The sequence below is a fragment of the Stutzerimonas tianxiuensis genome (genome assembly GCF_053470365.1).
Window position 1 is genome coordinate 194,362 of sequence record NZ_JBPVWS010000003.1, and the last position, 21,939, is coordinate 216,300.

The 21,939-nt window shown below is 59.7% G+C and carries 18 protein-coding genes and 1 riboswitch; of the genes, 8 read left to right on the top strand and 10 right to left on the bottom strand.

Going from position 1 to position 21,939, the window contains the following annotated elements:
• Window positions 1–20: 20 nt before the first annotated feature.
• Window positions 21–734, bottom strand: coding sequence for a histidine phosphatase family protein (locus tag ACSSNI_RS05995; RefSeq protein ID WP_200636887.1), 714 nt, complete (start codon window positions 732–734; stop codon window positions 21–23).
• A 177-nt stretch (window positions 735–911) separates the two neighbouring features.
• Between ACSSNI_RS05995 and sohB the strand changes: the two genes are divergently transcribed.
• Together sohB and ACSSNI_RS06005 are read left to right on the top strand one after the other, a co-directional pair.
• Window positions 912–1,937, top strand: a complete 1,026-nt coding sequence (sohB, locus tag ACSSNI_RS06000; RefSeq protein WP_200636886.1) for a protease SohB — start codon at window positions 912–914, stop codon at window positions 1,935–1,937.
• Between the two features lie 11 nt (window positions 1,938–1,948).
• Window positions 1,949–2,938 carry a YhdH/YhfP family quinone oxidoreductase gene (locus tag ACSSNI_RS06005; protein ID WP_200636884.1) on the top strand — a complete coding sequence of 330 codons (990 nt, stop codon included), beginning with the start codon at window positions 1,949–1,951 and terminating at the stop codon, window positions 2,936–2,938.
• 261 nt (window positions 2,939–3,199) lie between these two features.
• On the opposite strand, the gene ACSSNI_RS06010 is transcribed toward ACSSNI_RS06005, so the two are convergent.
• The 3 genes from ACSSNI_RS06010 to ACSSNI_RS06020 form a co-directional block, all read right to left on the bottom strand.
• Window positions 3,200–3,700 (bottom strand): DUF934 domain-containing protein, encoded by a 501-nt coding sequence (locus tag ACSSNI_RS06010; protein ID WP_200636882.1) that lies wholly within the window; start codon window positions 3,698–3,700, stop codon window positions 3,200–3,202.
• A complete protein-coding gene (locus tag ACSSNI_RS06015; protein ID WP_200636879.1) occupies window positions 3,684–5,342 on the bottom strand; it encodes a nitrite/sulfite reductase in 1,659 nt (552 codons plus the stop codon). The genes ACSSNI_RS06010 and ACSSNI_RS06015 overlap by 17 nt, the downstream gene beginning before the upstream one ends.
• A 366-nt stretch (window positions 5,343–5,708) precedes the next feature.
• Window positions 5,709–5,927, bottom strand: coding sequence for a DUF2970 domain-containing protein (locus ACSSNI_RS06020; protein ID WP_102835334.1), 219 nt, complete (start codon window positions 5,925–5,927; stop codon window positions 5,709–5,711).
• A gap of 159 nt (window positions 5,928–6,086) precedes the next feature.
• Window positions 6,087–6,217: riboswitch (cobalamin riboswitch) on the top strand.
• Between the two features lie 88 nt (window positions 6,218–6,305).
• Here ACSSNI_RS06020 and ACSSNI_RS06025 point away from each other — a divergent pair.
• From ACSSNI_RS06025 to ACSSNI_RS06035, 3 genes are read left to right on the top strand one after another with little or no spacing between them, the layout of a single operon-like run.
• Window positions 6,306–10,583 (top strand): cobaltochelatase subunit CobN, encoded by a 4,278-nt coding sequence (locus ACSSNI_RS06025; RefSeq protein ID WP_200636876.1) that lies wholly within the window; start codon window positions 6,306–6,308, stop codon window positions 10,581–10,583.
• 1 nt (window position 10,584) lies between these two features.
• On the top strand, window positions 10,585–11,061 hold the full coding sequence (locus ACSSNI_RS06030) for a MotA/TolQ/ExbB proton channel family protein (protein ID WP_200636874.1): 477 nt from the start codon (window positions 10,585–10,587) through the stop codon (window positions 11,059–11,061).
• On the top strand, window positions 11,039–11,338 hold the full coding sequence (locus ACSSNI_RS06035) for a DUF2149 domain-containing protein (RefSeq protein ID WP_148924129.1): 300 nt from the start codon (window positions 11,039–11,041) through the stop codon (window positions 11,336–11,338). The genes ACSSNI_RS06030 and ACSSNI_RS06035 overlap by 23 nt, the downstream gene beginning before the upstream one ends.
• Window positions 11,339–11,379: 41 nt before the next feature.
• Here ACSSNI_RS06035 and ACSSNI_RS06040 read toward each other — a convergent pair whose 3' ends face one another.
• The 4 genes from ACSSNI_RS06040 to ACSSNI_RS06055 form a co-directional block, all read right to left on the bottom strand.
• Window positions 11,380–11,829: a 3-phosphoshikimate 1-carboxyvinyltransferase gene (locus ACSSNI_RS06040; protein WP_200636873.1), complete on the bottom strand. Its 450-nt coding sequence runs from the start codon at window positions 11,827–11,829 to the stop codon at window positions 11,380–11,382.
• A gap of 47 nt (window positions 11,830–11,876) precedes the next feature.
• A complete protein-coding gene (locus tag ACSSNI_RS06045; RefSeq protein ID WP_200636872.1) occupies window positions 11,877–13,220 on the bottom strand; it encodes a leucine-rich repeat-containing protein kinase family protein in 1,344 nt (447 codons plus the stop codon).
• A 37-nt stretch (window positions 13,221–13,257) separates the two neighbouring features.
• Complete coding sequence (locus ACSSNI_RS06050; protein ID WP_200636871.1) at window positions 13,258–14,346, bottom strand: RNA methyltransferase; 1,089 nt, start codon at window positions 14,344–14,346, stop codon at window positions 13,258–13,260.
• Window positions 14,347–14,433: 87 nt separating this feature from the next.
• Window positions 14,434–15,582 carry an MFS transporter gene (locus ACSSNI_RS06055; RefSeq protein WP_200636870.1) on the bottom strand — a complete coding sequence of 383 codons (1,149 nt, stop codon included), beginning with the start codon at window positions 15,580–15,582 and terminating at the stop codon, window positions 14,434–14,436.
• Window positions 15,583–15,793: 211 nt separating this feature from the next.
• On the opposite strand from ACSSNI_RS06055, the gene ACSSNI_RS06060 reads away from it, so the two are divergent.
• From ACSSNI_RS06060 to ACSSNI_RS06070, 3 genes are all read left to right on the top strand, one after another.
• Window positions 15,794–16,096, top strand: a complete 303-nt coding sequence (locus ACSSNI_RS06060) for a DUF1883 domain-containing protein (RefSeq protein WP_019339196.1) — start codon at window positions 15,794–15,796, stop codon at window positions 16,094–16,096.
• Between the two features lie 153 nt (window positions 16,097–16,249).
• A complete protein-coding gene (locus ACSSNI_RS06065) occupies window positions 16,250–16,765 on the top strand; it encodes a MarR family winged helix-turn-helix transcriptional regulator (RefSeq protein WP_200636869.1) in 516 nt (171 codons plus the stop codon).
• Complete coding sequence (locus ACSSNI_RS06070) at window positions 16,758–17,672, top strand: DMT family transporter (RefSeq protein ID WP_234484335.1); 915 nt, start codon at window positions 16,758–16,760, stop codon at window positions 17,670–17,672. Before ACSSNI_RS06065 ends, ACSSNI_RS06070 begins: the two co-directional genes overlap by 8 nt.
• Before the next feature lie 75 nt (window positions 17,673–17,747).
• On the opposite strand, the gene ACSSNI_RS06075 is transcribed toward ACSSNI_RS06070, so the two are convergent.
• Together ACSSNI_RS06075 and metH are read right to left on the bottom strand one after the other, a co-directional pair.
• Window positions 17,748–18,080 carry a DUF5629 family protein gene (locus ACSSNI_RS06075; protein WP_200636868.1) on the bottom strand — a complete coding sequence of 111 codons (333 nt, stop codon included), beginning with the start codon at window positions 18,078–18,080 and terminating at the stop codon, window positions 17,748–17,750.
• A gap of 72 nt (window positions 18,081–18,152) precedes the next feature.
• Entirely contained in the window at window positions 18,153–21,845 is a 3,693-nt protein-coding gene (gene metH / locus ACSSNI_RS06080; RefSeq protein ID WP_200636867.1) for a methionine synthase, read from the bottom strand.
• Window positions 21,846–21,939: the final 94 nt, after the last annotated feature.

Genomic DNA, 21,939 nt, shown 5'->3' on the forward strand with positions numbered 1-21,939 from the left:
GAGCCGCAGGTGGCAGGAGCTTATCTATAGGTGACGAGCTCCGGATTCTTTAGCAGTTCCAGGTGTGCGTGACTATTAAACGAAGCCAGCGCTACATCCTGATCCCGATACTTCAAGCGGCTGAGCGACGTGTTGACGATCTGCCAGTTCAGTTCGAATGCCTTGATGGGCGATACGCCGATGATCAATTGCAGCAGCGCCGTGATCGTGCCGCCAGATGTGAAAACAGCGATGTTATCCTTCTTGTCTGCCTGTTCGAGTAGACGGCTCAATCCAGCCCGTACGCCGTTTACGAAACTCTGCCAGCTTTCAAGGCCCTGTTTTTCGTGGTCGCCTGAAACCCATCGCTGGATGACATATTTGAAAAGTCGTTGGAACTCGGCGCGATGATTGGCCGCATTGGCAAAGACCTGCATGGCACCCGGTTCGGCGGCCAGTAGATCGTCCATGTGGGCACGAATCACCTCATCGGCGCGAAACTCATTGAAGGCTGCGTCAATCTCCAAAGGTGGTAGCTGGCTTTCGACACGAGAACTCATCTGTTGGAGCGTCGCGCGAGCTGTATCTTGCTGTCGGTTCAACTCCCCGCTTACGCAGCGGTCGAAGCGAATGCCCATTTGGTCTAGATAGTCCCCCAGCGCTGCAGATTGCTGGAATCCGAGCGGGGACAAAACATCATAGTTTTCTGCGCCGAACGACGCCTGGCCATGTCTGATCAGGTAGATACTGCCCATGCGCTGCTCCGGGACTCAGTTTTCGCGAGCGTAGGGGGATCGTCCTAGAGTGTCAACGATAAATCATACGTTCGTTTGAATCTGCTTCTGCTGGCTCACGCGACGTCCTAATCGGTATGCTTGAGCGATTTTGCCACTCAGGTTTCTGTTGGCGGTCGTGGTTAATGAGGAGGATCTGTGGAATTTCTTGCTGACTATGCAAGCTTTCTGGCGAAGACAGTAACGCTGGTAGCCGCCGTGCTGGTGGTGCTGATTGCGCTTGCCTCGCTGCGTCGTGGCCGGTCCAAGCAGTCGGGTGGCCATCTGGAGGTACACAAGCTCAACGATTTCTACAAGTCGATGCGCGAGCGCCTCGAGCAATCGATCATCGAAAAGGATCAGCTGAAACTACAGCGCAAGCAGGAGGCGAAGGCTGCCAAGCTGGCCAAGAAACATCCAGAAAGTCGTTCGCGAGTCTTCGTGCTCGATTTTGATGGGGATATAAAAGCATCGGCCGTCGAGAGTCTTCGTCACGAAATTACCGCTCTACTGACCATGGCCACTCCGCAGGATGAAGTCGTCTTGCGCCTTGAAAGCGGCGGGGGGATGGTCCACGGTTACGGTCTTGCGGCGTCACAGCTGGTGCGTATCCGTGATGCCGGCGTGCCGCTGACGGTGTGTGTCGATAAGGTGGCTGCCAGTGGTGGCTACATGATGGCATGTATAGGTCAGAAGATTCTCAGCGCACCTTTTGCAATTCTTGGCTCCATCGGCGTCGTTGCGCAATTGCCCAATCTCCATCGGTTGTTGAAGAAGCATGACGTCGATGTCGAAGTGCTTACTGCAGGTGAGTACAAGCGGACCCTGACCATATTCGGTGAAAACACTGAAAAAGGCCGGGAGAAATTCCAGGAGGATCTTGAAACGACACATGAGCTGTTCAAGAACTTCGTTGCGCGGTATCGCCAGCAGCTAAGTATCGATGATGTCGCTACCGGCGAGGTATGGCTCGGAATTGCGGCGCTCGGCAAGCAACTGGTTGATGAGTTGCAGACCAGCGATGAATACCTGGCTTCCCGCGCACGTGAGGCCGACCTGTTTCAGCTGCATTATGCAGAGAAGAAAAGTCTGCCTGAGCGATTCGGCATGGCTGCAAGCGCCGCTCTTGAGCACGGTGTGTTGAAAGGCTGGACCCGTCTCAATGAACAACGTTTCTGGCAATAAGGGGTTTACTGATGGCTCGTTTCAAAGCACTGCAAACCAACGAGACCGACGGGCGTTTCGCAACAAGCGTGATCGAGCGGGACACCAATGATTTGCCGGCTGGAGAGGTGCTGATACGCGTCAGCTTCTCTTCGCTCAACTACAAGGACGCCCTGTCAGCGAGTGGCAACCGCGGCGTCACCCGCAATTTTCCACATACGCCGGGTATCGATGCGGCCGGGACTGTCGCCGAGTCAAGCGTCAGCGACTTTGCCGTCGGTGATGAAGTCATCGTCACCGGTTATGACCTCGGGATGAACACGTCGGGTGGTTTCGGCCAATACATTCGCGTGCCAGCTGCGTGGGTGATCAAGCGTCCGGTCGGGCTGTCTCTGCGGGAGGCCATGGCTCTCGGAACGGCCGGCCTGACCGCTGCACTATGCATAGACAAGCTTGAACAGGCAGGTCTCGAACCGACTGATTCGCCGATCCTGGTAACAGGCGCGACCGGGGGTGTCGGCAGCATTGCGATAGCCCTGCTGTCCAAGCTTGGATACAGGGTGGCCGCAGTGACGGGCAAGGCTGAGCAAGGCGACTTCCTTCGCAAGCTTGGCGCTACGGAAATCGTTGAGCGTAGTGCGCTGCAGGCCGGTACCGAGAAGCCGTTGCTCAAAGAACAATGGGCGGGAGCGGTCGATACGGTGGGCGGCGACATATTGTTCAACGCAGTGAAGTCACTGCGACGTGGCGGGAGTGTCGCCTGTTGCGGCCTAACCGCCGGAACAAATTTTCAGGCCAGCGTGCTGCCATTCATCCTGCGTGGGGTGAATCTGTTAGGGGTTGATTCGGTTGAAATCCCGTTGGTCGTGAAGGCGTCCATGTGGGACAAGCTTTCCGTGCAATGGAAGCTGCCTAATCTTGATGACCTGGTACAGGAGATTTCGCTGGATCAGTTGCCTGAAGCGATTGAACGAACCCTGGCAGGGCAACAGACTGGAAGGATATTGGTTCGACTCGACTGATGGCGGCTGCTCTGACGCCATTAGCGTTTTGCTTGTTGAGCATAGTCAAAAACGATTTATCAGCCTTTATCGATTGAGCGAAGCTAACGCCACTTCAACATAGCAGGAGCCGCTCATGAAAATACTGGCCGAGAAATTCAAGGCAGCGTTCGGTAAGCATCCGATCGTTGCCGCGGAGCGGATAGAGCATCCGAACTTCTGGATGTACCAGTAATAAAAAACCCGCCGAGAGGCGGGTTTTTTTATAGCGCAGCGTTGGCCTCAGCCTTGTCTGCGACGAAACAGCGGAAGGGGTTCGTCTGCGGCAGACTGGTAAGTAACCGAGAAGTCGTTCAACCCTTCCAGCGCATCATAAGGGTCGCGATCTGGACGCACTGCGAAGGCGTCGAAACCACAACGGCGCATGTAGAACAACTGGTCACGAAGCACATCCCCAATGGCACGTACTTCCCCTTTGTAACCGTAGCGATCACGAAGCAGGCGTGCGCTGGAGTAATGGCGGCCGTCGGTGAACGCCGGGAAGTTGAGCGCGATGACCTGAAAGTTATCCAGCTCTTCGGCGATCTCTTCTACGGCCTCGTCGGAGTCGAGCCAGATGCCAAGACCGCCATCACGAGCTTTCAGGGCATGAGCATGATCGAGCCATAGCTGGAAGGGTACGATCAGATCGTCGCAGTTGGACAGGCCGTCAAGGGTCACGTCTTTAGGCAGCAGGTGCCAGGTCTCATCAATGACCTGACCGTCCTTAATGATTCGCTGCATAGACACGCTCCTTGAAGGGGTCGATACCGATTCGGCGGAAAGTATCGAGAAACTGTTCATCTTCTGTACGGTGCTCCACATAGACGCCGATGACCTTCTCGATCACATCTGGCATGACATCCTGGGCAAACGAAGGGCCGAGTATCTGGCCGAGGCTCGCGTTACGGCCGGAACTGCCGCCGAGTGAGACCTGATAGAACTCGGCGCCTTTCTTGTCCACGCCCAGGATGCCGATGTGGCCTACATGGTGGTGACCACAGGCATTCATGCAGCCCGAAATATTCAGGTCGACATCCCCGATATCGAACAGGTAATCCATGTCATCGAAGCGGCGCTGGATCGCTTCGGCAATCGGGATCGATTTGGCATTGGCCAGGGAGCAAAAATCGCCGCCCGGGCAGCAAATGATGTCTGTCAGCAAGCCGATGTTCGGCGTGGCGACACCCAGTTCCCGCAGCTCATGCCACAATTCGAACAGACGTGACTGCTCGACATCGGCCAGGATCATGTTCTGTTCGTGTGAATTGCGTACTTCGCCAAAGCTGTATCGGTCCGCCAGATCGGCAATGGTGTCGAGCTGCTTGTCCGTCACATCACCCGGGGCTACGCCAGTGCTTTTCAGGGACAGCGTCACGGCTGCATAGCCGGGCTTTTTGTGAGCAACGACATTCCGTTCCCGCCAGCGAGCGAAGCCTGGATGCTCCGCGTCAAGCTGCGCGAGTGCAGCGCTCTGGTCATCCAGAGGCTTGTAAGCGGGATCGACGAAGAACTTGCTGACCCGGTCGACTTCGGCCTCGGTCAGTGTATTTGCGCCGTCTTTCAAATAGGACCATTCAGCCTCGACACGTTCGGCGAACACTTGCGGGGTAAGCGCTTTGACAAGGATCTTAATCCGCGCCTTGAACTTGTTGTCACGACGGCCATAGCGGTTATATACGCGCAGGATCGCATCGAGATAGGTCAGCAGGTGCTGCCATGGCAGGAACTCATTGATGAAGCTTCCTACGATCGGCGTACGGCCAAGGCCGCCGCCGACAGACACGCGGAAGCCCAGCTCGCCGGCGTCGTTGTTTACCGCTTCGAGACCAATGTCGTGCACTTCGATAGCAGCACGGTCGTTCACGGCGCCGTTGACGGCGATCTTGAACTTGCGCGGCAGGAATGCGAATTCCGGGTGGAAGGTCGACCACTGACGAATGATTTCGCACCAGGGCCGTGGGTCGATGAGCTCGTCCTTGGCAACGCCAGCGAACTGGTCGGTGGTGGTGTTACGAATGCAGTTGCCGCTGGTCTGGATGGCATGCATCTGAACAGTTGCGAGTTCGCCAAGGATATCGGGTACGTCTTCCAGTTCCGGCCAGTTGAGCTGAACGTTGGTCCGGGTGCTGATATGGGCATAACCCTTGTCGTACTTGCGAGTGATGTCGGCCAGCTTGCGGATCTGAGTAGACGACAACAGCCCATAGGGCACAGCAATACGCAGCATCGGCGCATAGCGCTGGATGTACAGACCGTTTTGCAGGCGAAGAGGCAACAGTTCTGCGTCAGTCAGTTCACCGGCGAGATAGCGGCGAATCTGGTCACGGAACTGACGCACGCGATCCTCGATGATGTGTTGGTCATACTGGTCGTATACGTACATAAATGTCCTGTTTTTTCAGGCTGTCTACAGCTTCTGCGCGCACGGCCGCGCACCCGTTGATGGGAGGCCGGCACGATACCAGCTAGCGTTTATGCGCAAAAGTGATGTTTGGGAATATGTTTAGAACGAAACGCTGCTTTTCAGGCATTTCAATCGCTGGCCTTGAGCGCTCCGTATGCATGGTCTTAACTGCAATCAATGCGATCCTCCACAACAAGGTATACCGCTGTGTCAGAGCATTTTAAACGCCATGATAATGACAGCCGCGCAGATGCCGCCGCGATCTTCTTTCTGATCCTGCTAGCGGTAGCAACAGCAGTGTTCTGGGTAAGTCACCAGTAGACGAGGCGGCTCCGGCTAACCGTGTCAGACGCCGACCAGATAGAGCACCAGTTTGACGACGCCGAGTATCACCAGAACGAACGCTACGGTGAAGCCGATGCCCAGAAGAATGAAATGGCTGGGTTTACCGTGGCTGAAGTCTCGTTCTCGATTTTTCCCGCTTTGCACGCCCAAAGCGCCGGCTAGCATGCTTTGAAGCATCTGCCGCAGCGTGAGCGATTTGGGTTGCCGGTCTTCACTCATATCTGTCTCCGCAAGGCTCGCTGCCTGAAGTCTAGTCAGCAATCCAGCTTCTGCAGACATCGATCCTATTACCAACTGAGCCGTTGTATCGTCAGGCTTGTGTTTGCTTGATCTTGCCCAGACCGGCGCGTAAGGTGCGCGGCTTGGCCGCCCAGCGGTTGAACACATGAAGTGCGTGGTGCCCGGATCATGGTCCGGGTTAAATGGGAAATCAGTGCAAGCTGATGCTGCCCCCGCAACGGTAGAGTCGATTCGACTGAGCCCGATACCAGCCCGTACTTCCCAGGAACTGTCGCGGTGGGCGACGTCCTCAGAGCGTGCCGTCTGCCTGTCTGGCAATAGCAGCTCTGTTGCCCACTGCATCCGGATGGAGTGGGCATGTCTTTCGCGTTTCGCTGCGTGTTTCTAGCGCTTCTGCTGCTGGCTCCAACGGTGCCGGCCAGTGCCAATCAGATCAATGCGATCATTTCGCAGTACAGCGCTGCCGAGTTCGCTTCGGCGGCTGCCACCTTCAAGCAACGATACCCCGACCGTACCGTCAGTGCGCGGACCCCCGAACAGCTGGCTGAGCTGGACGATGCCGAGGTCGGTCAATGGCTTGCCAGCGGAACGCGTTTGCTCGTGGTCGGCGTATTCGGGCCTGAAGCGGAGCGTCTGCGCCCGCTGATCGACCAACACAGCACTGGCGAACGCTTCATCATGCACAGTGACCAGGCGCTGGTGGCTCTAAGCCGTAGCGCTGGAAACATGCTGTTTGCCAACCGGGACCAGGCGGTACGCCTCGGTGCTGAGAAGCCCGGTGGCGATCTGGGTGACTGGGTGCAGGCGCTAGCGGCGGCCAATCCGATCCAGGCGCAATGGATAGAAGCGCGCAGCTATTGGCTGGCCGGTGGCAGCGACAACATTGCGCGTTTGCTGGCCTGGTTGACGGCTCGTGACACTTCGCGCGGCAGCGCCGAGCCTGCACAGGCGAGGCCGGCGTTGCGCTTCTATCAGGACGGAGTGGTAAAGGAGCCGTCGGAACTGGCGTGGCGCGGTGAGCGAATGGTCGCGGTGATCGACCATGGGCGCGCTGACCGACGCGGAGATTCCGACCTCAACGATGCGCTGTGTCAGACCCTGCAACAACGCGACATCGCGTGCGTCAGCCTGTTTGGCAGCTGGGGCGACGGCACGCTACAGGCGCTGCGCTGGCTCAACAGCGCAGAACATCCACCGCTGTCGGCGGTCGTCGTGCTGCAGGATTTTGTCCTTGGTGGCGGCGAGGGTCGTGAAGACGCAACGGAGCTGCTGGGTCAACTCAATGTGCCCGTGCTCAAGGCCCTGCGTCTGGATGACCGAGACGAGAACGCGTGGCAGCTGTCCAGTGATGGCCTCGCTCGTGACAAGGTGCATTACCAGCTTGCGATGCCGGAATTGCAGGGCACCAGTCAGCCGATGGTGCTGGCGGCGTGGGAATCGTCCCAGATCGACCCAAACTCAGGGATTCGGTTTGGCTTCAGCCAGCCGATGCCATCCCGTGTCGAGGCGATGGCGGCGCGCCTGGCCCGCTGGCATCAATTGCAAACCAAGCCCAATGCGGACAAGCGGCTGGCGCTCATCTACTACAACCATCCACCGGGGCGGCACAACATCGGCGCAGACAACCTGGATGTACCGCAATCGCTATTTGCCATTCTTAAACGCTTGAAAGCCGAAGGCTACAACACCGGTACCTTGCCGGACTCGCCGGAGCAATTGCTGGAACAGCTGCAGGAGCAGGGCGTCAATCTACCTGAACAGGGCGACGCGCTGGCTGCGATGGCGAAAAAGGCTGTTACCGTCAACACCCATAGCTACCGTCGCTGGTTCCGTACGCTGCCATCGGCAGTGCAGGCCGAAATGGTGCAGGGCCCGTTGGGATACTGGAACGCACAAATGCGCCGTGCGCTGCACGCTTCCCATCTCGAAAGCGTCCGGTTGACGCTGAAAACAGGTTCCAGCGAGTTGCACCATGTGCTCGACGGTGTTGTGCATCCGGCACGCGAGCGCGCGCTGGATCTACTGGCTCAACTCGAAGCGTTCTATGAGCAGGCACTGAGTCAGCCGGGCCTGGCTGATTGGGAGCAGGCCGAAAGCCTGATCCAGGCGCTGGCTGATACCGGTATCGAGGGGCTGCGTGGTTGGGGTGAGGCGCCGGGTCAGGTCATGGTGCATGACGGCCAGATGGTCTTGCCGGGGGTGCAGTTCGGCAATATTTTCATCGGGCCGCAGCCACCCCGGGGCTGGGAGGTCGATGAGGAGCTGCTGCATGCCAACCTGGTATTTCCACCGCCCCACCAATATCTGGCCTTGTATCACTGGCTGCATGACGAGTTCAGAGCGGATGCGCTGATCCACCTCGGTCGCCATTCCACCTACGAATTCTTGCCACGACGTCGAGCAGGGCTCAGCGCTGAGGACTATCCGACGCAGATCGTTGGCGACCTGCCGAGCATCTATCCCTACATTGTCGATGGGGTTGGCGAAGGGATTCAGGCCAAACGCCGCGGCCTTGCCGTCATGATCGATCACCTGACGCCGCCGCTGGTGGCTACCCCGCTATACGACGATCTGCTCAAGCTGCGCCAGTTGATCGAGAGCTTCGAGACGGGTACTGGCAGCAGCGAAGGCCCGGCGCGGCGAGCTACCATTGCCGAAATCAAGCGACTGGTCACCCGTTCCGGTCTGGAGCCAGAATTGCGCGCGTCCATGGCCGAGCCGCTGGCCGCCCGCGGAATCGATTTCGAACAGGTGGACGATGACCTGCTGGTGCATGAGGTCGGGCATTACCTGACGAATATCCAGGAGCGCTTCATGCCGCTGGGCCTGCATGTGTTCGGCAAGCCCTGGGCGTCGGAAGCCGTGGATACTTTGTTTGCATCCATGAACACTGATCAGGCGCGTTACCGACAGGCACTGGTTGATTCGCCGGCTGCAGAAATGCAGGCGCTGATTGACGCCCTCAATGGCGGATTCGTCGCGCCAGGAAAGGGCAATGACCCGATCCGTACGCCGGAAGCGCTGCCGACTGGACGAAATTTTCACGCGCTCGACAGCAGCCTGATCCCGAGTCGCATTGGTTGGAACATCGGCCACGAGTTGGCCGAGCGCGCGCGCGAACGTCCGATGGAGCAGGGTGGACGCGAAGCAGTCATTTTATGGGCGTCCGACACCGTGCGGGACGAAGGCGCCATGATTGCCTTCGGTTTGGCGTTGCTCGGAGTAGAACCTTTGTGGAACAGCCGGGGCATCGTCGAAGGCATCAGGAGGATGCCGGCAGCGGCCGGACGCGAGCGGCGCGACCTGATGTTTACCACTTCCGGGCTGTTCCGCGACCTCTACGCCGACCAGCTTGCGCTGCTTGAGCGCGGTGTACTGCTTGCGCTGGACGGCGCCAGCGAAACTATCCGGCGCGACTATCCCGCTTTGCGCACCGCACTGGATGCGGCTTTGCAGCCCCTCGGGCCACTCGCCAACGCCGGCAACGAAAGTCTGCAGCTAAACCTGGTGGCGGCCAATTGGGTCAGGGATGCCGCTCGGCGGCTCGACGCGGGTGCGGACGCCGAACAGGCAGGCAGCCTTGCTGCGCTGCGGCTGTTCGGAGTTGCACCGGGCGCTTATGGCGCCGGTGTCAATACGCTTGTCGAGCGCTCCGGCAGCTGGCAGGAACGCGGTCAGCTTGCGGGTAGTTACGTCAATCGCATGGGCCATGCTTATGGCTTGAAGCATCAGGGCGAGCCCGTTCAGGCAGTGTTCGAGGAAAGCCTTAAACACGTCACCCGCACCTACCTCGGGCGGTCCAGCAACCTGTATGGGCTGATGGACAACAATGATGCGTTTGATTACCTCGGCGGGCTGAGCATGGCCGTCGAGCACCTGAGTGGAAAAGCGCCAGAGAATTTCGTCAGCTGGCACAACGATCCGCGCAAGGTGCGCCTCGAGCCGTTGCAGGAGGCACTGCTGGCCGAACTGCGCGGGAGATTCCTGAATCCGGCCTGGATCAAGGCGTTGATGCAACATGACTACGCCGGCGCACGGACCATGGGCAGTGAGTTTCTGGAATATCTGTGGGGCTGGCAGGTCACCAATCCCGACATCATCACGGACAGTGCCTGGGAGGAGGTCAAGGCGGTTTATCTCGATGACAAGCACGCGCTGGGTATCGATGAATTTCTCGAGCAGGGCGCCAACGTACACGTCAAAAGCAACATGCTCGCGATTATGCTGGTAGCGATTCAGAAGGGCTTCTGGAAGGCCGACGAGGCGACCCAGCAAGCGCTGGCCGAGCAGTTCGCCGTCTTGGTCGCTGAGCATGGTTTGCCCGGAAGCGGACATACCCGGCCGGACCATCCGATGTTCGAATGGCTGATGCCCAAGCTCCCGGAAACACTGCGTGAACCTTTGCAGGCGCGGCTGGATTCGGCGCTGCGTAAAGCGCCGCAACCAAATACGCCGAGCAGCATTCGTGAGATACAGCCGGAGGCCGAGACGCCGCAGGCGGAGCCAGGTCAGGCTGAAACACAAGGTGATCGAAGCGCCAGCCAATATCTCTGGCTGGCAGGGTTGATCGCTCTGCTGTTGTTGGGGCTGGGGATTTGGCGTGGACGTGGGCCACGGTCGAGAGGAGCTGCATAACGTGTTCGACAATCAATTATTCAGCTGGCTGCACCTGCTGGTGGGGTGGCTTTTGCAACCGGTTACCTGGGGTCTGTTCGGGCTGTTGGCGCTGGCTATTTGCGATGCCGGAGTCGCCATGGGCGAACGGTTCGGCGGGCTGCGTCGTTGGGGTCAGCTGCCGGCAGCAGAGATCGAGCGGCGCGCGCGCCGAAGGCTTGATCGAGCCGATCTGGTGGCGCGGGTAGGTCCCATGCTGGGACTGATGGGAACGCTGATCCCGCTAGGCCCGGGCTTGGCAGCCCTGGGCGATGGCAATGTCCAGATTCTCAGCGTGGCCATGCGCGTAGCCTTCGACACGACGGTGCTGGGTTTGCTGATCGGCGTGCTGGGCTTCGCATTGGGACGCTTACGCAGGCGCTGGTACGACGAGCTGCTGGACGAATTGGAAGCCCGAACAGTCAAGGAGCGCGAAGATGAGTCGGCGCTGGCGCTCTAGTCGGTTCGCGGCTGGCGACGACGACCCGCTGGGTCCGCTAGCCAACATGGTCGATGTCGTGCTGGTGTTTGCCTGCGGACTGATTGCGGCGCTGGTCGCCCAGACGGATTTGCTCCAACAACTGAATGCAGCGAAGCAGCCGGTTGCCGTCGAGCGCGGACGGGAGCTGCCCAAACTGCCGGACAGCCTTGAGGGTGACGGCGGGAAAGGGCTGCAAAGCGTCGGTCAGGTTTTCCGTGATCCGGCTACCGGCAAGTTGATCCTGATCGGTGATTGAGGCGTGCTGTAGCCGCATCATTCTGGGGCCACATGCCGCCCTCAGCCCTTGAACCAGTCCCACAATCCCAGCGAGTAATTCGGCAGCAGGTTGATACCAAGTGCCGACTTCACCAGATACAGAGCGACCAGGCCTACCAGCGCTGAAAAGAACAGAAACGCGGTGATCGCGCCGGCCTTGGCTGCCAGTGACAGACTCCGCTGAGCACGGCTCAGGCTGCGCTTGTTTCGCCCGCCAACCAGTACGAAATAATACTGGTTGCTCCACAGATTGAAGGTTCCGCGCCAATCGAACTTGTGCCTGGCCCACGAGCGGGTAGCAAAAGCATTGCGTAACGCGTCCAGTTGCTGCGCGGTAAAGCTCTCTCGCAGTTCGGCAGGGAGCCGTTCCTTGAGTCCAACCACGAAGGGGTCGTGGTCCAGCGTGACGTTATCGAAGGCGCTGGCGTAGCGTTCAGAGGCGTTATCGGGTTTTGATTCTGGAGCGAGCATAGCGTCAGGTTGCCGTCGAAAAGCGAGAGGAGCGATGACTCATGCAACTACCCGGCCGAAAAGCTCCGTTGCGACATCATATGCTCTAACTGCTCGACCAACTGGTTGAAATCGGGGCGTTGGCTGGGGTCTTGTTGCATGCATTGACGCTGCAGGACGGCAAGGTAAGAAAGCCGTTCTTGCACGCCACTGTCATCGCAGCGCTCCAGCAGCTCCTCGAGCAAACAGCCGAACGCACGGGTTTCGAGGCGCTGCAGCGCCTGGCCCTCAGGGGTGTCTGGATCGAAGAACGAGGCCGCACCGAAATCGCTGAGCAGCGTTTGGCCACGCGAATCGACCAGCAAATTGTGCGCGTAGAGGTCGCCGTGCAGGATGCCTAGTGCATGCAAGTGACTGGCCGCCGAGGCGGCACCTGTCGCGATCCGCAGCAGTTGGTCTGCAGAAAACCGTCGCGCCGGTGCGTAGCAGTCCCGGGTGCAGCTTGCCAATGACGGTGGACCTGCGAGCACCTGATATGACGGGTCGATGAGTGCCATCAACAAACCCGGTAGCGCATCGGCGCGCTCGGCCAGTGGCCCGGCAATGTCTATCAGGTTGGGGTGTTTGCCAGCGGCGATGCAGGCTGCCATTTCGCTGTGGGGTAGCCCGTCGCTTGTCAGGCTGCCTTTGAACAGCTTGGCCGCCATGGCTTGCGCAGGCTGGCCAGGCGCCTGCCAATCAGCACGATGAACGACGCCGGACGCGCCCTGGCCAAGCACTTCTCTGAGGATGACCTGCTCGCGGTCGACCGGTGGCAGCGGGTGCTGTGCCAAGGTCTGCGCCTCCAGCGCATCGCTGAACGGGTTTCCGGCGAACGCCAGCCAGCTCAGGCGCGGCATGGACAACAGCCACTGCGGCAATGCTGGCAAGCGATTGGCTGCGATGCGCAATAATTCCAGCTGGCGGCAGTTGGCAAGCGTTTCGGGTAAGGCAGCCAGCCGATTGCCCGCGAGCATCAGCTTTTGCAGACGGCTGCAGTGGCCAATCTCGTCAGGAACCTTTTCGAGCTGGTTGTCGGTGAGAATCAGCCAGCGCAGCTTGGGAGGCAGCGCTTCGGCGGGCACGTGGCGAATGCGGCAGGCCTTGAACCCGACCATCTCCAGATTGGGACAGCGGCCGATCGAGGCGGGCAGCTCGGTGAACGGGTTGTCCGAGCAGAACAGCACGCGCAGCTTGTGCAAGCGCGACAGGTCATCAGGCAGGCTGCTGAGCTGGTTCCCGGAAAGGTTGAGCACTTCCAGACTGTCGGCCAACTCAAAAATCGCTCGGGGGAACGTCTCAAGCTGTTCGGACAGGTCCAGACGGGATGTCCCGGCGAGTTCGCCGCGTTCAAGTTGTGCCAGCGTATGCATGGGTGCTCTCGCATCCGGACGGAACCGGGGGATTGGGTCAATGCGCTAGGACAATGCCCTGTGTTGCCGGTTCAATTGCGTCTAGCACGGGCGTTTCGGCCGGTCGGGTGCGTGTGCGCACGAGGCGTTCTGCACGCGCGCGCAGTTGGCCGCAGCCGCCATCGATGTCCTGTCCTGCCGAGTTGCGCACCTTTGTCAGTACGCCGTTCTCATGCAGGTAGCGCATGATCTGGTGAATGCGATCCGCCTCAGGTCGCTGAAACTCGTCGTCATCGAGGCTGTTGTAGGGAATGACGTTCATGATCGCGAACTTGCCACGAAGCAGCCGAATGATCCCGTCCATCTCCTGCTGGCTGTCGTTGATGCCTTTGAGCAGCGTCCACTGATACTGGATTGGGTAGTCGACCAGCCGGGCGTAGGCTTCGCCGAGCTCGACGAGCTTTGCGGGGTCGAAATAGGGCGCTCTTGGTAGCAGCTCTCGGCGCAGGCTCGCATCGGTACTGTGCAGCGATAAAGCCAGCGCCGGCTTCACCTTCTGCTGAGGCAGCCGCTCGAACACTCGCGGATCGCCGACGGTGGAAAAAACGAGGTTCTTGTGGCCGATGCCGCCTTCGGTGCCGAGCAGCTCGATGGCCTCAAGTACGTTGTCCAGATTATGTGCAGGCTCGCCCATGCCCATGAACACGACTTTTTTGACCGGACGGAAGCGGCGCGCGAGGGCGACCTGCGCAACAATCTCGGCGCTGCCCAGTTGGCGGAGCAGGCCGCTCTTGCCCGTCATGCAGAACACGCAGCCCACCGCGCAACCGACTTGGCTCGAGACGCACAGGCCGTCGCGGGGCAATAGCACGCTTTCAACCATCTGACCGTCCGCCAGCATTACCAGCAGCCGCGCGGAACCATCAGTGGCTGGATGCTCGGAGCGCAGACGGGCGAGGCCATCGATTGTCTCGTTCACGCACGGCAAGCCGTTACGTACGGACAGGGGAAGGAAGTCTTCGGTTTTCTGATGACGCGTGCCGGTATCCAGCGGCCTGCCATTCAGCCAGGCGCGTGTGACCCGACCGATGTGGATGGGCTTGGCGCCAATGGAGGCGAGCTGTTGGTGAATATCTTGGATGCGCATAAGGCGCGCATTCTAGCCAAACGGCATCAACCGGTCTGTAGGCCGTTGCGCGACATTGAGGATGGTCTATGGCGTTCCGCCAGGCGGTCAGTCCCGGAACCGAGGGCTCCCCAGCGCCATGACGATCAACAGCGCTGAAAGCAGGGCGAACGCCAGCGTCAGCGATGCGTAGTGAGCAATCACGCCGATCAGCGCGGGGCCTGCAAGAACCCCTGCAAAACCGATGGTGGTCGCTGCTGTGATGGCTTGATGGACGGGCATGGTGTGCTGACGGCTCAGCGAGGAGATCAAAACAGGAGAGACGTTGGCGCAGCCAAGCCCGCAGAGCCCATAACCGAGCAGGGCCCACCCCCAATGGTCGGTGAGAACGGTCAGGGCAATGCCGAAGGCAGCCAGCAGCCCACCCAAACCAATCACCCTGGCGGTGCCCAGGCTGTTCACCACCGGCGCCCCGGCGAAGCGTCCTATTGTCACCATGAGCGCGAAACTGGCGTAGCCCAGGCCGCCTTTGGCGGTTTCCAGCGCCTTTTGCTCGGTCAGATAGAGAGCACTCCAGTCCAGCACTGCGCCTTCTGCCAGATACACGACGAAGGTCATGGCGCCCACCAGCAGCACCGCACCTGTCGGTCGGATGAAGGCGACGCCGCCAGCTGGTGCCTTGTCCCGCAAATAGCCGGGCATCACTGTGATGTTGGCCAGCGCGATGACCGCGATCATCAGCAGAGTGCCGGTAGCTGGGGCTAGGCCCAGTGTCAGTGCGCCGGTGAGGGACAGCGCGCCGCTGATCGAGCCCAGACTGAACATGCCATGGAAATTCGACATGTGACGCCTGCCAGTGTCGCGCTCGATCACCACCCCCTGAATGTTCAACACGACATCGATCACGCCAAGGCTTCCGCCAAAACAGAAAAGCGCCAGAGCCAGTACTGCTATCGATTGGGTGAAGGCAATGCCAAGCAGGGCAAACAGCAGCAAGACGACGCTGCTGAGCACAACGGGACGGATTCCGCGTCGTGTCACTAGCAGGCCGGACAGCGGCATCCAGGTCAGCGAGCCGATACCGATGCACAGCAGCAGGGTGCCGAACAGCGCGTCGCACATTTCGATGCGCTCGCGCACGTACGGCACCAGCGGTGCCCAGATGGACAGACCGAACCCGGCCATGAAAAAGCCGACACGTGTCGCACGGCGCGCGATGGGGGAGGCGGCATCGAGGGGCTTGGAAGCCGCAGGCATACTCAGGGTTCCTTGCTCTAAACGGGGGCGACGCTCACTCGTCATTGCCTGGAGGTCGCGGCGCGCATTCTGTCAAAGAAATGCAGCGAGAGCAGAGAGATAGGTGGCAGCGTAGCCGGATCTCGTCGGATGCAGTCGGCTCAAACCATCCAGCCAGCAAGACACTCATGGTAATCTTCGCGTTTGCCAATATGCGGCCCCGGAGCGGTACATGAAGTTCATTCACCAGCGCGAGCACCTCAACGAAGACGACTTCGTGATCATCGAATGCTCGCAACCTTGCAACATCCGCCTGATGAACGACAAGAATTTCCGCAGCTTCAAGAATGGCGGCCGTCATGCATATCACGGCGGCGCTTTCGACAAGTTTCCAGCGAAGATCAAGGTGCCCAACACCGGCTTCTGGAACATCACCATCGACACGGTGACGCGCAAGGCCATCAGTGTCACCCGCAAGCCGACGCTCACCCACTCGATCAAGATCGTCCGCAATTCGCCGTCCGAGCTGAAGTAACCCTTCTATCCGGTGCGCAGCGTCTGCTGCCGCCAGGTTTCTGGTTGTTCAAATGTCACTTGTCGATTAACGCACCCCCCTGCGACGTAATCGCTTGCCTTTGGTGCTTCGTTTAATTAGCTTCACATGAAGATTCTTTTCGTGGAGACAATTATGCACAAACCCAAAGGCGGTGATCACGTCGATGGCGTGCTCGCTCAGTGGCAAAGCGTGCGCCCTGAAGGCGACGCATCGCCGATGGCGATCTTTACGCGTGTGTATCGGCTGTCCAAATACCTCAACCGATGCATCGCCGATGTCTTTCGCAAGCACGGTCTGCATGACGGCGAATTTGATCTGCTTGCAACGCTCTATCGCAGCGGCGAACCGCAAGGGCTTACGCCGAACGCCTTGCGGCACGCCGCCGTGCTCAGTTCGGGTGCCATGACCAATCGGCTCGACCGCCTCGAGGCCGCCGGGCTGATCCACCGCGTGCCCAATCCGGACGATCGGCGCAGCCTGCTGATACGCCTCACTGATGAAGGGCAGACCGTATTACTCGCCTGTCTCGATGAATATCTGACGACGCTGGATGGTCTACAGGCGCCGCTCGATCAGGAGCAGAGACAGGCCTTGGCGAGCGGCCTTCGCATCCTATTGCGGTCCTTGGAGGAGCAGGGCGATGACTGAGGCAAAACGTGGCACTACAGGTGCGCACCTCGGCATGCTGCTCTGGGCGTTGTTCGTTGGCCTGTCTTTCCCCGCAGTGGGGCTGATGAGCGAAGGCCTGCCGCCGTTGCTACTGACCGCTATCCGTTTCAGCATTGCCGCCTTGGCATTGCTACCCCTGTTGTTGCGCCAGAATGAACGCTGGCCAAGCCTGCCGGGGCTACTTCTGTATGCGTTGATGGGCCTGAGCCTGGCTGGTTTCTTCGGCACCATGTTCTGGGCCGCGCACCGTATCAGCGCTCTGTCGATGGCTACGCTGTTCGTCAGTGTGCCGCTGCTGGCTTATTGCATCGGTCGCGGCTTGGGTGTCGAACAACCTACAGGCCGGCTGCTGGCGATACTGGCGCTGGGTGCGCTGGGCGCGCTGGGGCTAGCTGTAGCCGAAAGCAACGGAGACATAGCCCAGTTGGAGTTCGGCTTTGGTGAGTTGGCATTCTTCTTCGGCTGCATTGCTTCGGCGATGTACCCGGTGCTGAGCAAGTGGGGGCTGCAGCGCGGCGTACTGGCACCTCAGGCCGGCTTGCGCACGTTCTGGAGCCTGCTGATGGGGGCCATGCTGATTGGCGCGCTAGGGCTCGTCTGGGAACAGCCGATGGCTCTAACCCGGATGGACTGGCGTGATGTCGCCCTGGTGGTCTATCTGGGTGTATTTTCCAGCGGTATGACTTTCTTCCTGCAGCAGCGAGCCACGGCGGTGCTGACCCCGGGGGCGGTGACCGCGTATAGCTACCTGGTTCCGTTCGTATCGATGCTGCTGCTGTTCATCGCCCAACCACAACGAATCGGCTGGCACTGGCTGCCGGGCAGTGTCTTGGTGATCATCGCTATCGGATTACTGCTCCGGCGCGGTAAGGCTGCTGCGGCGTAGCGGCGGCGCGTCAAAGACACCTGTCAAACTGAACGGCTCGCTGCGGCCTCCGCGAGCGTTGAGTTCAAGTGCCCTTCAGTCGTCGTCAGCGCTTGCACTCACCGCACCCAGGCAGCGAAGGCGGGTTTGCGGTGCGCTGCCGAGGCTCCAGCACTGCTCATCCTCGCTGTACAGTGCTTCCATTACGCTGTTGTAGCTGAACGACCACTGCCGCCGCTCACGGCCGTCGATCGACTCGATGCGCACAACGGTTTCCTCACTGGCGAAAGGCTCGCCTGCGCTGGCGGCGGCATCGGCGCGGTCGAGCAAGTCATCGTTAAGGGTGAACTGCCAGGCGTGCAGACCGTCGACTTCAAGCATGTCAGCGGATTCCAGTTCATCGAGCAGGTAGCGGGGTTCGGTAGACATTGCACGCTTCGGGTATGGGGTGATTGAGGTAGGTTCGTGGCCGCCCCTGGATATGGGACGGCCAGAGTAGGCTCAGTTGTCGTAACCCAGGTTCGGCATCAGCCAGCGCTCCGTGACAGTGATGTCTTGGCCCTTGCGAGAGCTGTAGCGCTCGGCCTGGTCCTTGTCGATCTTGCCTACTGCGAAGTACTGCGCCTGAGGATGGGCGAAATACCAACCACTGACTGCAGCTGTCGGGAACATTGCGTAATGCTCGGTCAGGGTGACCTGACTGACGCCGTCAGCATCAAGCAGCTGGAACAGCGTGCCTTTTTCCGTGTGGTCGGGGCAGGCCGGGTAGCCTGGGGCAGGGCGGATGCCTTTGTATTGCTCCTTGATCAGCTCTTCGTTGCTCAGCTGTTCTTCAGGATCGTAGCCCCACCATTGCTTACGGACCTGCTGGTGCAACCACTCGGCACAGGCCTCGGCGAGGCGATCGGCAAGCGCCTTGACCATGATTGAGTTGTAGTCGTCGCCGGCGTCCTGATAGGCCTTAGCCACTTCTTCAGCGCCAATACCGGCAGTGGTAATGAAGCCACCCACGTAGTCGGTCACTCCGCTGCTTTTCGGTGCGACGAAGTCGGCCAGCGAAAAGTTCGGCTTGCCGTCTGTCTTCACCGTTTGCTGGCGCAGGTGGTGAAGTGTGGCGAGGGCTTCGCCGTCGTCGCCATAGACCTGGATGTCGTCTTCGTCGACTTGGTTGGCCGGCCAGAAGCCGAACACGGCGCGCGCCTTGATCAGCTTTTCATCGACCAGCTTGGTGAGCATCGCCTGGGCATCGTTGAACAGTGAGGTGGCGGCTTCGCCAACGACTTCGTCCTTAAGGATGCGCGGATACTTACCGGCGAGATCCCATGAAATGAAGAACGGTGTCCAGTCGATGTAATCGACCAGGGTACGCAGGTCGATATCTTCCAGGACCTTACGGCCAGTGAATGTCGGTTTGACCGGCGAGTACGCTGCCCAGTCGAACTGGGGTTTGACCGCAACCGCTTCAGGGTAAGTCAGGCGCTCGGTGCGGGCGCTTCGATTAGCGGTGCGCTCGCGAATCATCGCGTATTCTTCACGGGTTTTCTCGACGAAGGCCGGCTTCAGCTCCTTCGACAGCAGGGTGGTCGCCACCCCTACGGCGCGCGAGGCGTCGGTGACGTAGACCACTGCATCGTTCTTGTAATGCGGGTCGATCTTCACCGCTGTATGTGCTTTGGATGTGGTCGCGCCGCCGATCATCAGCGGCAGGTAGAAGTCCTGGCGCTGCATCTCACGAGCAACGTGGACCATCTCGTCGAGCGACGGTGTGATCAGGCCTGACAGGCCAATGATGTCGCATTTCTCGGCTATTGCTGTCTGCAGAATCTTTTCAGCCGGGACCATGACGCCCATGTCCACCACGTCATAGCCGTTACAGCCGAGCACGACGCCGACGATGTTCTTGCCGATGTCGTGGACGTCACCTTTGACGGTTGCCATGAGGATCTTTCCCTTGGCTTCCGGCTTGTCGCCTTTCTCCGCTTCGATGAAGGGAATCAGGTGCGCCACGGCTTGCTTCATCACGCGCGCGGACTTGACCACCTGTGGCAAAAACATCTTGCCCGAACCGAACAGGTCGCCGACCACGTTCATGCCCGACATCAACGGCCCTTCAATGACTTCGATGGGGCGCGCGCATTGCTGGCGGAATTCTTCGGTGTCCTGAACGATGTGTGTAGTGATGCCCTTGACCAGCGCATGTTCCAGCCGCTTCTGGACCGTATAACTACGCCATTCCTCGGTTTCCGCTTCTTTGACGCTGCCGTCGCCCTTGAACTCGTCGGCAATGGCCAGCAGCGCTTCGGTGCCGTTCGGCGTGCGGTTGAGAACCACGTCCTCGACCGCATCGCGCAGCTTTTTCGGGATCTCGTCGTAGATCTCCAGCTGACCCGCGTTGACGATACCCATCGTCAGCCCGTTCTGGATCGCGTAGTAGAGGAAGACCGAGTGAATCGCTTCGCGCACCGGGTTGTTGCCGCGGAACGAGAACGAAACGTTCGATACGCCGCCGGAGGTCAGGGCGTAGGGAAGGTTGTCACGGATATAGGCGCAGGCTTCGATGAAGTCCACGGCATAGTTGTTGTGTTCTTCGATGCCGGTAGCGACGGCAAAGATGTTCGGGTCGAAGATGATGTCTTCCGGTGGGAAGCCCACTTCATTCACCAGAATGTCGTAGGACCGCTGGCAGATCTCGCGCTTGCGCGCGGCGGTATCGGCCTGGCCGGCTTCGTCGAAGGCCATGACCACCACGGCCGCGCCGTAGCGTTTGCACAGCCGCGCATGATGTTTGAAGGCGTCGACGCCTTCTTTCATGGAAATCGAGTTGACGATGCCTTTGCCCTGGATGCACTTGAGGCCCGCTTCGATCACTTCCCACTTGGAGGAGTCGATCATGATCGGCACGCGTGAGATGTCTGGCTCACCGGCGATCAGATTGAGGAAGGTCACCATGGCCGCCTTCGAATCCAGCATGCCCTCGTCCATGTTGATGTCGATGACCTGCGCGCCGGCCTCGACCTGCTGCAGGGCAACTTCCAGCGCCTCGGTGTAATTCTCTTCACGGATCAGCCGGGCAAACTTGGCCGAGCCGGTAATGTTGGTGCGTTCGCCTACGTTGACGAATAGCGAACTACGATCGATGGTGAAGGGCTCGAGACCGGACAGCCGGCAGGCCTTGGGAATATCGGGAATGACGCGCGGCGGGTATTTCGCAACGGCGTTAGCAATCGCCTCGATATGCGCAGGCGTCGTACCGCAGCAGCCACCGACGATATTGAGAAAGCCGCTGGATGCGAATTCCTCGACCACCCGGGCCATTTCTGCCGGGCTTTCATCGTATTCACCAAAGGCGTTCGGCAGGCCCGCGTTGGGGTGCGCCGAAACATGGGTTTCGGCCTTGTTGGAAAGCTCTTCCAGATAGGGGCGCAGCTCTTTCGCACCCAGGGCGCAGTTGAGGCCGACCGAAATGGGCTTGGCGTGGCGAACCGAGTTCCAGAAAGCTTCGGTGGTCTGGCCGGACAGGGTGCGGCCCGAAGCGTCGGTGATGGTGCCGGAGATCATGATCGGCAGCTCGAAGCCAATGTCCTCGAAAACCTGTTGCACGGCGAAGATCGCCGCTTTGGCATTGAGCGTGTCGAAGATGGTCTCGATCAGGATCAGGTCGGACCCGCCTTCGATCAGGCCGCGCGTGGCTTCGGTGTAGTTCTCGACCAGCTCGTCGAAGGTCACGTTGCGGTAGCCGGGATTGTTCACATCCGGTGACAACGAGCAGGTACGGCTGGTTGGGCCGAGCACGCCGGCAACGAAGCGCGGGCGATCGGGGGTTTCGGCCGTCTTGGCATCGGCGGCTTGTCGGGCGAGGCGCGCACCTTCGACGTTCAGCTCGTAGACCAGCTCTTCCATGCCGTAATCCGCCTGGGATACGCGCGTGGCATTGAAGGTGTTGGTCTCGACGATGTCGGCGCCCGCGTCGAAGTAAGCCTTTTCAATCGCGCTGATGGCGTCCGGCCGGGTGAGGATCAACAGGTCGTTGTTGCCTTTCAGGTCCTGCGGCCAGTCGGCGAAGCGCTCGCCGCAGTAGTCGGACTCTTCCAGTTTGTAACTCTGGATCATCGTGCCCATGCCGCCGTCGAGAATCAGGATGCGCTCCTTGAGGGCCTGCTGGAGTGCCTGGAGACGGGCATTGCGGTCGAGCATGAGAACTACCTGAAGCTGGTTGCGAGGACCGCGAATAATAGCAAAGCTGCACGCTTTTTGATCATCCGCTGATTTACATGAGTAGCGCTCATGT

Excerpts from the sequence above, each read along its gene's own strand:
- ACSSNI_RS05995 (WP_200636887.1), bottom strand. The coding sequence starts at position 734 with ATGGGCAGTATCTACCTGATCAGACATGGCCAGGCGTCGTTCGGCGCA.
- ACSSNI_RS06005 (WP_200636884.1), top strand. The coding sequence starts at position 1,949 with ATGGCTCGTTTCAAAGCACTGCAAACCAACGAGACCGACGGGCGTTTC.
- ACSSNI_RS06010 (WP_200636882.1), bottom strand. The coding sequence starts at position 3,700 with ATGCAGCGAATCATTAAGGACGGTCAGGTCATTGATGAGACCTGGCAC.
- ACSSNI_RS06015 (WP_200636879.1), bottom strand. The coding sequence starts at position 5,342 with ATGTACGTATACGACCAGTATGACCAACACATCATCGAGGATCGCGTG.
- ACSSNI_RS06020 (WP_102835334.1), bottom strand. The coding sequence starts at position 5,927 with ATGAGTGAAGACCGGCAACCCAAATCGCTCACGCTGCGGCAGATGCTT.
- ACSSNI_RS06025 (WP_200636876.1), top strand. The coding sequence starts at position 6,306 with ATGTCTTTCGCGTTTCGCTGCGTGTTTCTAGCGCTTCTGCTGCTGGCT.
- ACSSNI_RS06035 (WP_148924129.1), top strand. The coding sequence starts at position 11,039 with ATGAGTCGGCGCTGGCGCTCTAGTCGGTTCGCGGCTGGCGACGACGAC.
- ACSSNI_RS06040 (WP_200636873.1), bottom strand. The coding sequence starts at position 11,829 with ATGCTCGCTCCAGAATCAAAACCCGATAACGCCTCTGAACGCTACGCC.
- ACSSNI_RS06045 (WP_200636872.1), bottom strand. The coding sequence starts at position 13,220 with ATGCATACGCTGGCACAACTTGAACGCGGCGAACTCGCCGGGACATCC.
- ACSSNI_RS06050 (WP_200636871.1), bottom strand. The coding sequence starts at position 14,346 with ATGCGCATCCAAGATATTCACCAACAGCTCGCCTCCATTGGCGCCAAG.
- ACSSNI_RS06055 (WP_200636870.1), bottom strand. The coding sequence starts at position 15,582 with ATGCCTGCGGCTTCCAAGCCCCTCGATGCCGCCTCCCCCATCGCGCGC.
- ACSSNI_RS06060 (WP_019339196.1), top strand. The coding sequence starts at position 15,794 with ATGAAGTTCATTCACCAGCGCGAGCACCTCAACGAAGACGACTTCGTG.
- ACSSNI_RS06065 (WP_200636869.1), top strand. The coding sequence starts at position 16,250 with ATGCACAAACCCAAAGGCGGTGATCACGTCGATGGCGTGCTCGCTCAG.
- ACSSNI_RS06070 (WP_234484335.1), top strand. The coding sequence starts at position 16,758 with ATGACTGAGGCAAAACGTGGCACTACAGGTGCGCACCTCGGCATGCTG.
- ACSSNI_RS06075 (WP_200636868.1), bottom strand. The coding sequence starts at position 18,080 with ATGTCTACCGAACCCCGCTACCTGCTCGATGAACTGGAATCCGCTGAC.
- metH (WP_200636867.1), bottom strand. The coding sequence starts at position 21,845 with ATGCTCGACCGCAATGCCCGTCTCCAGGCACTCCAGCAGGCCCTCAAG.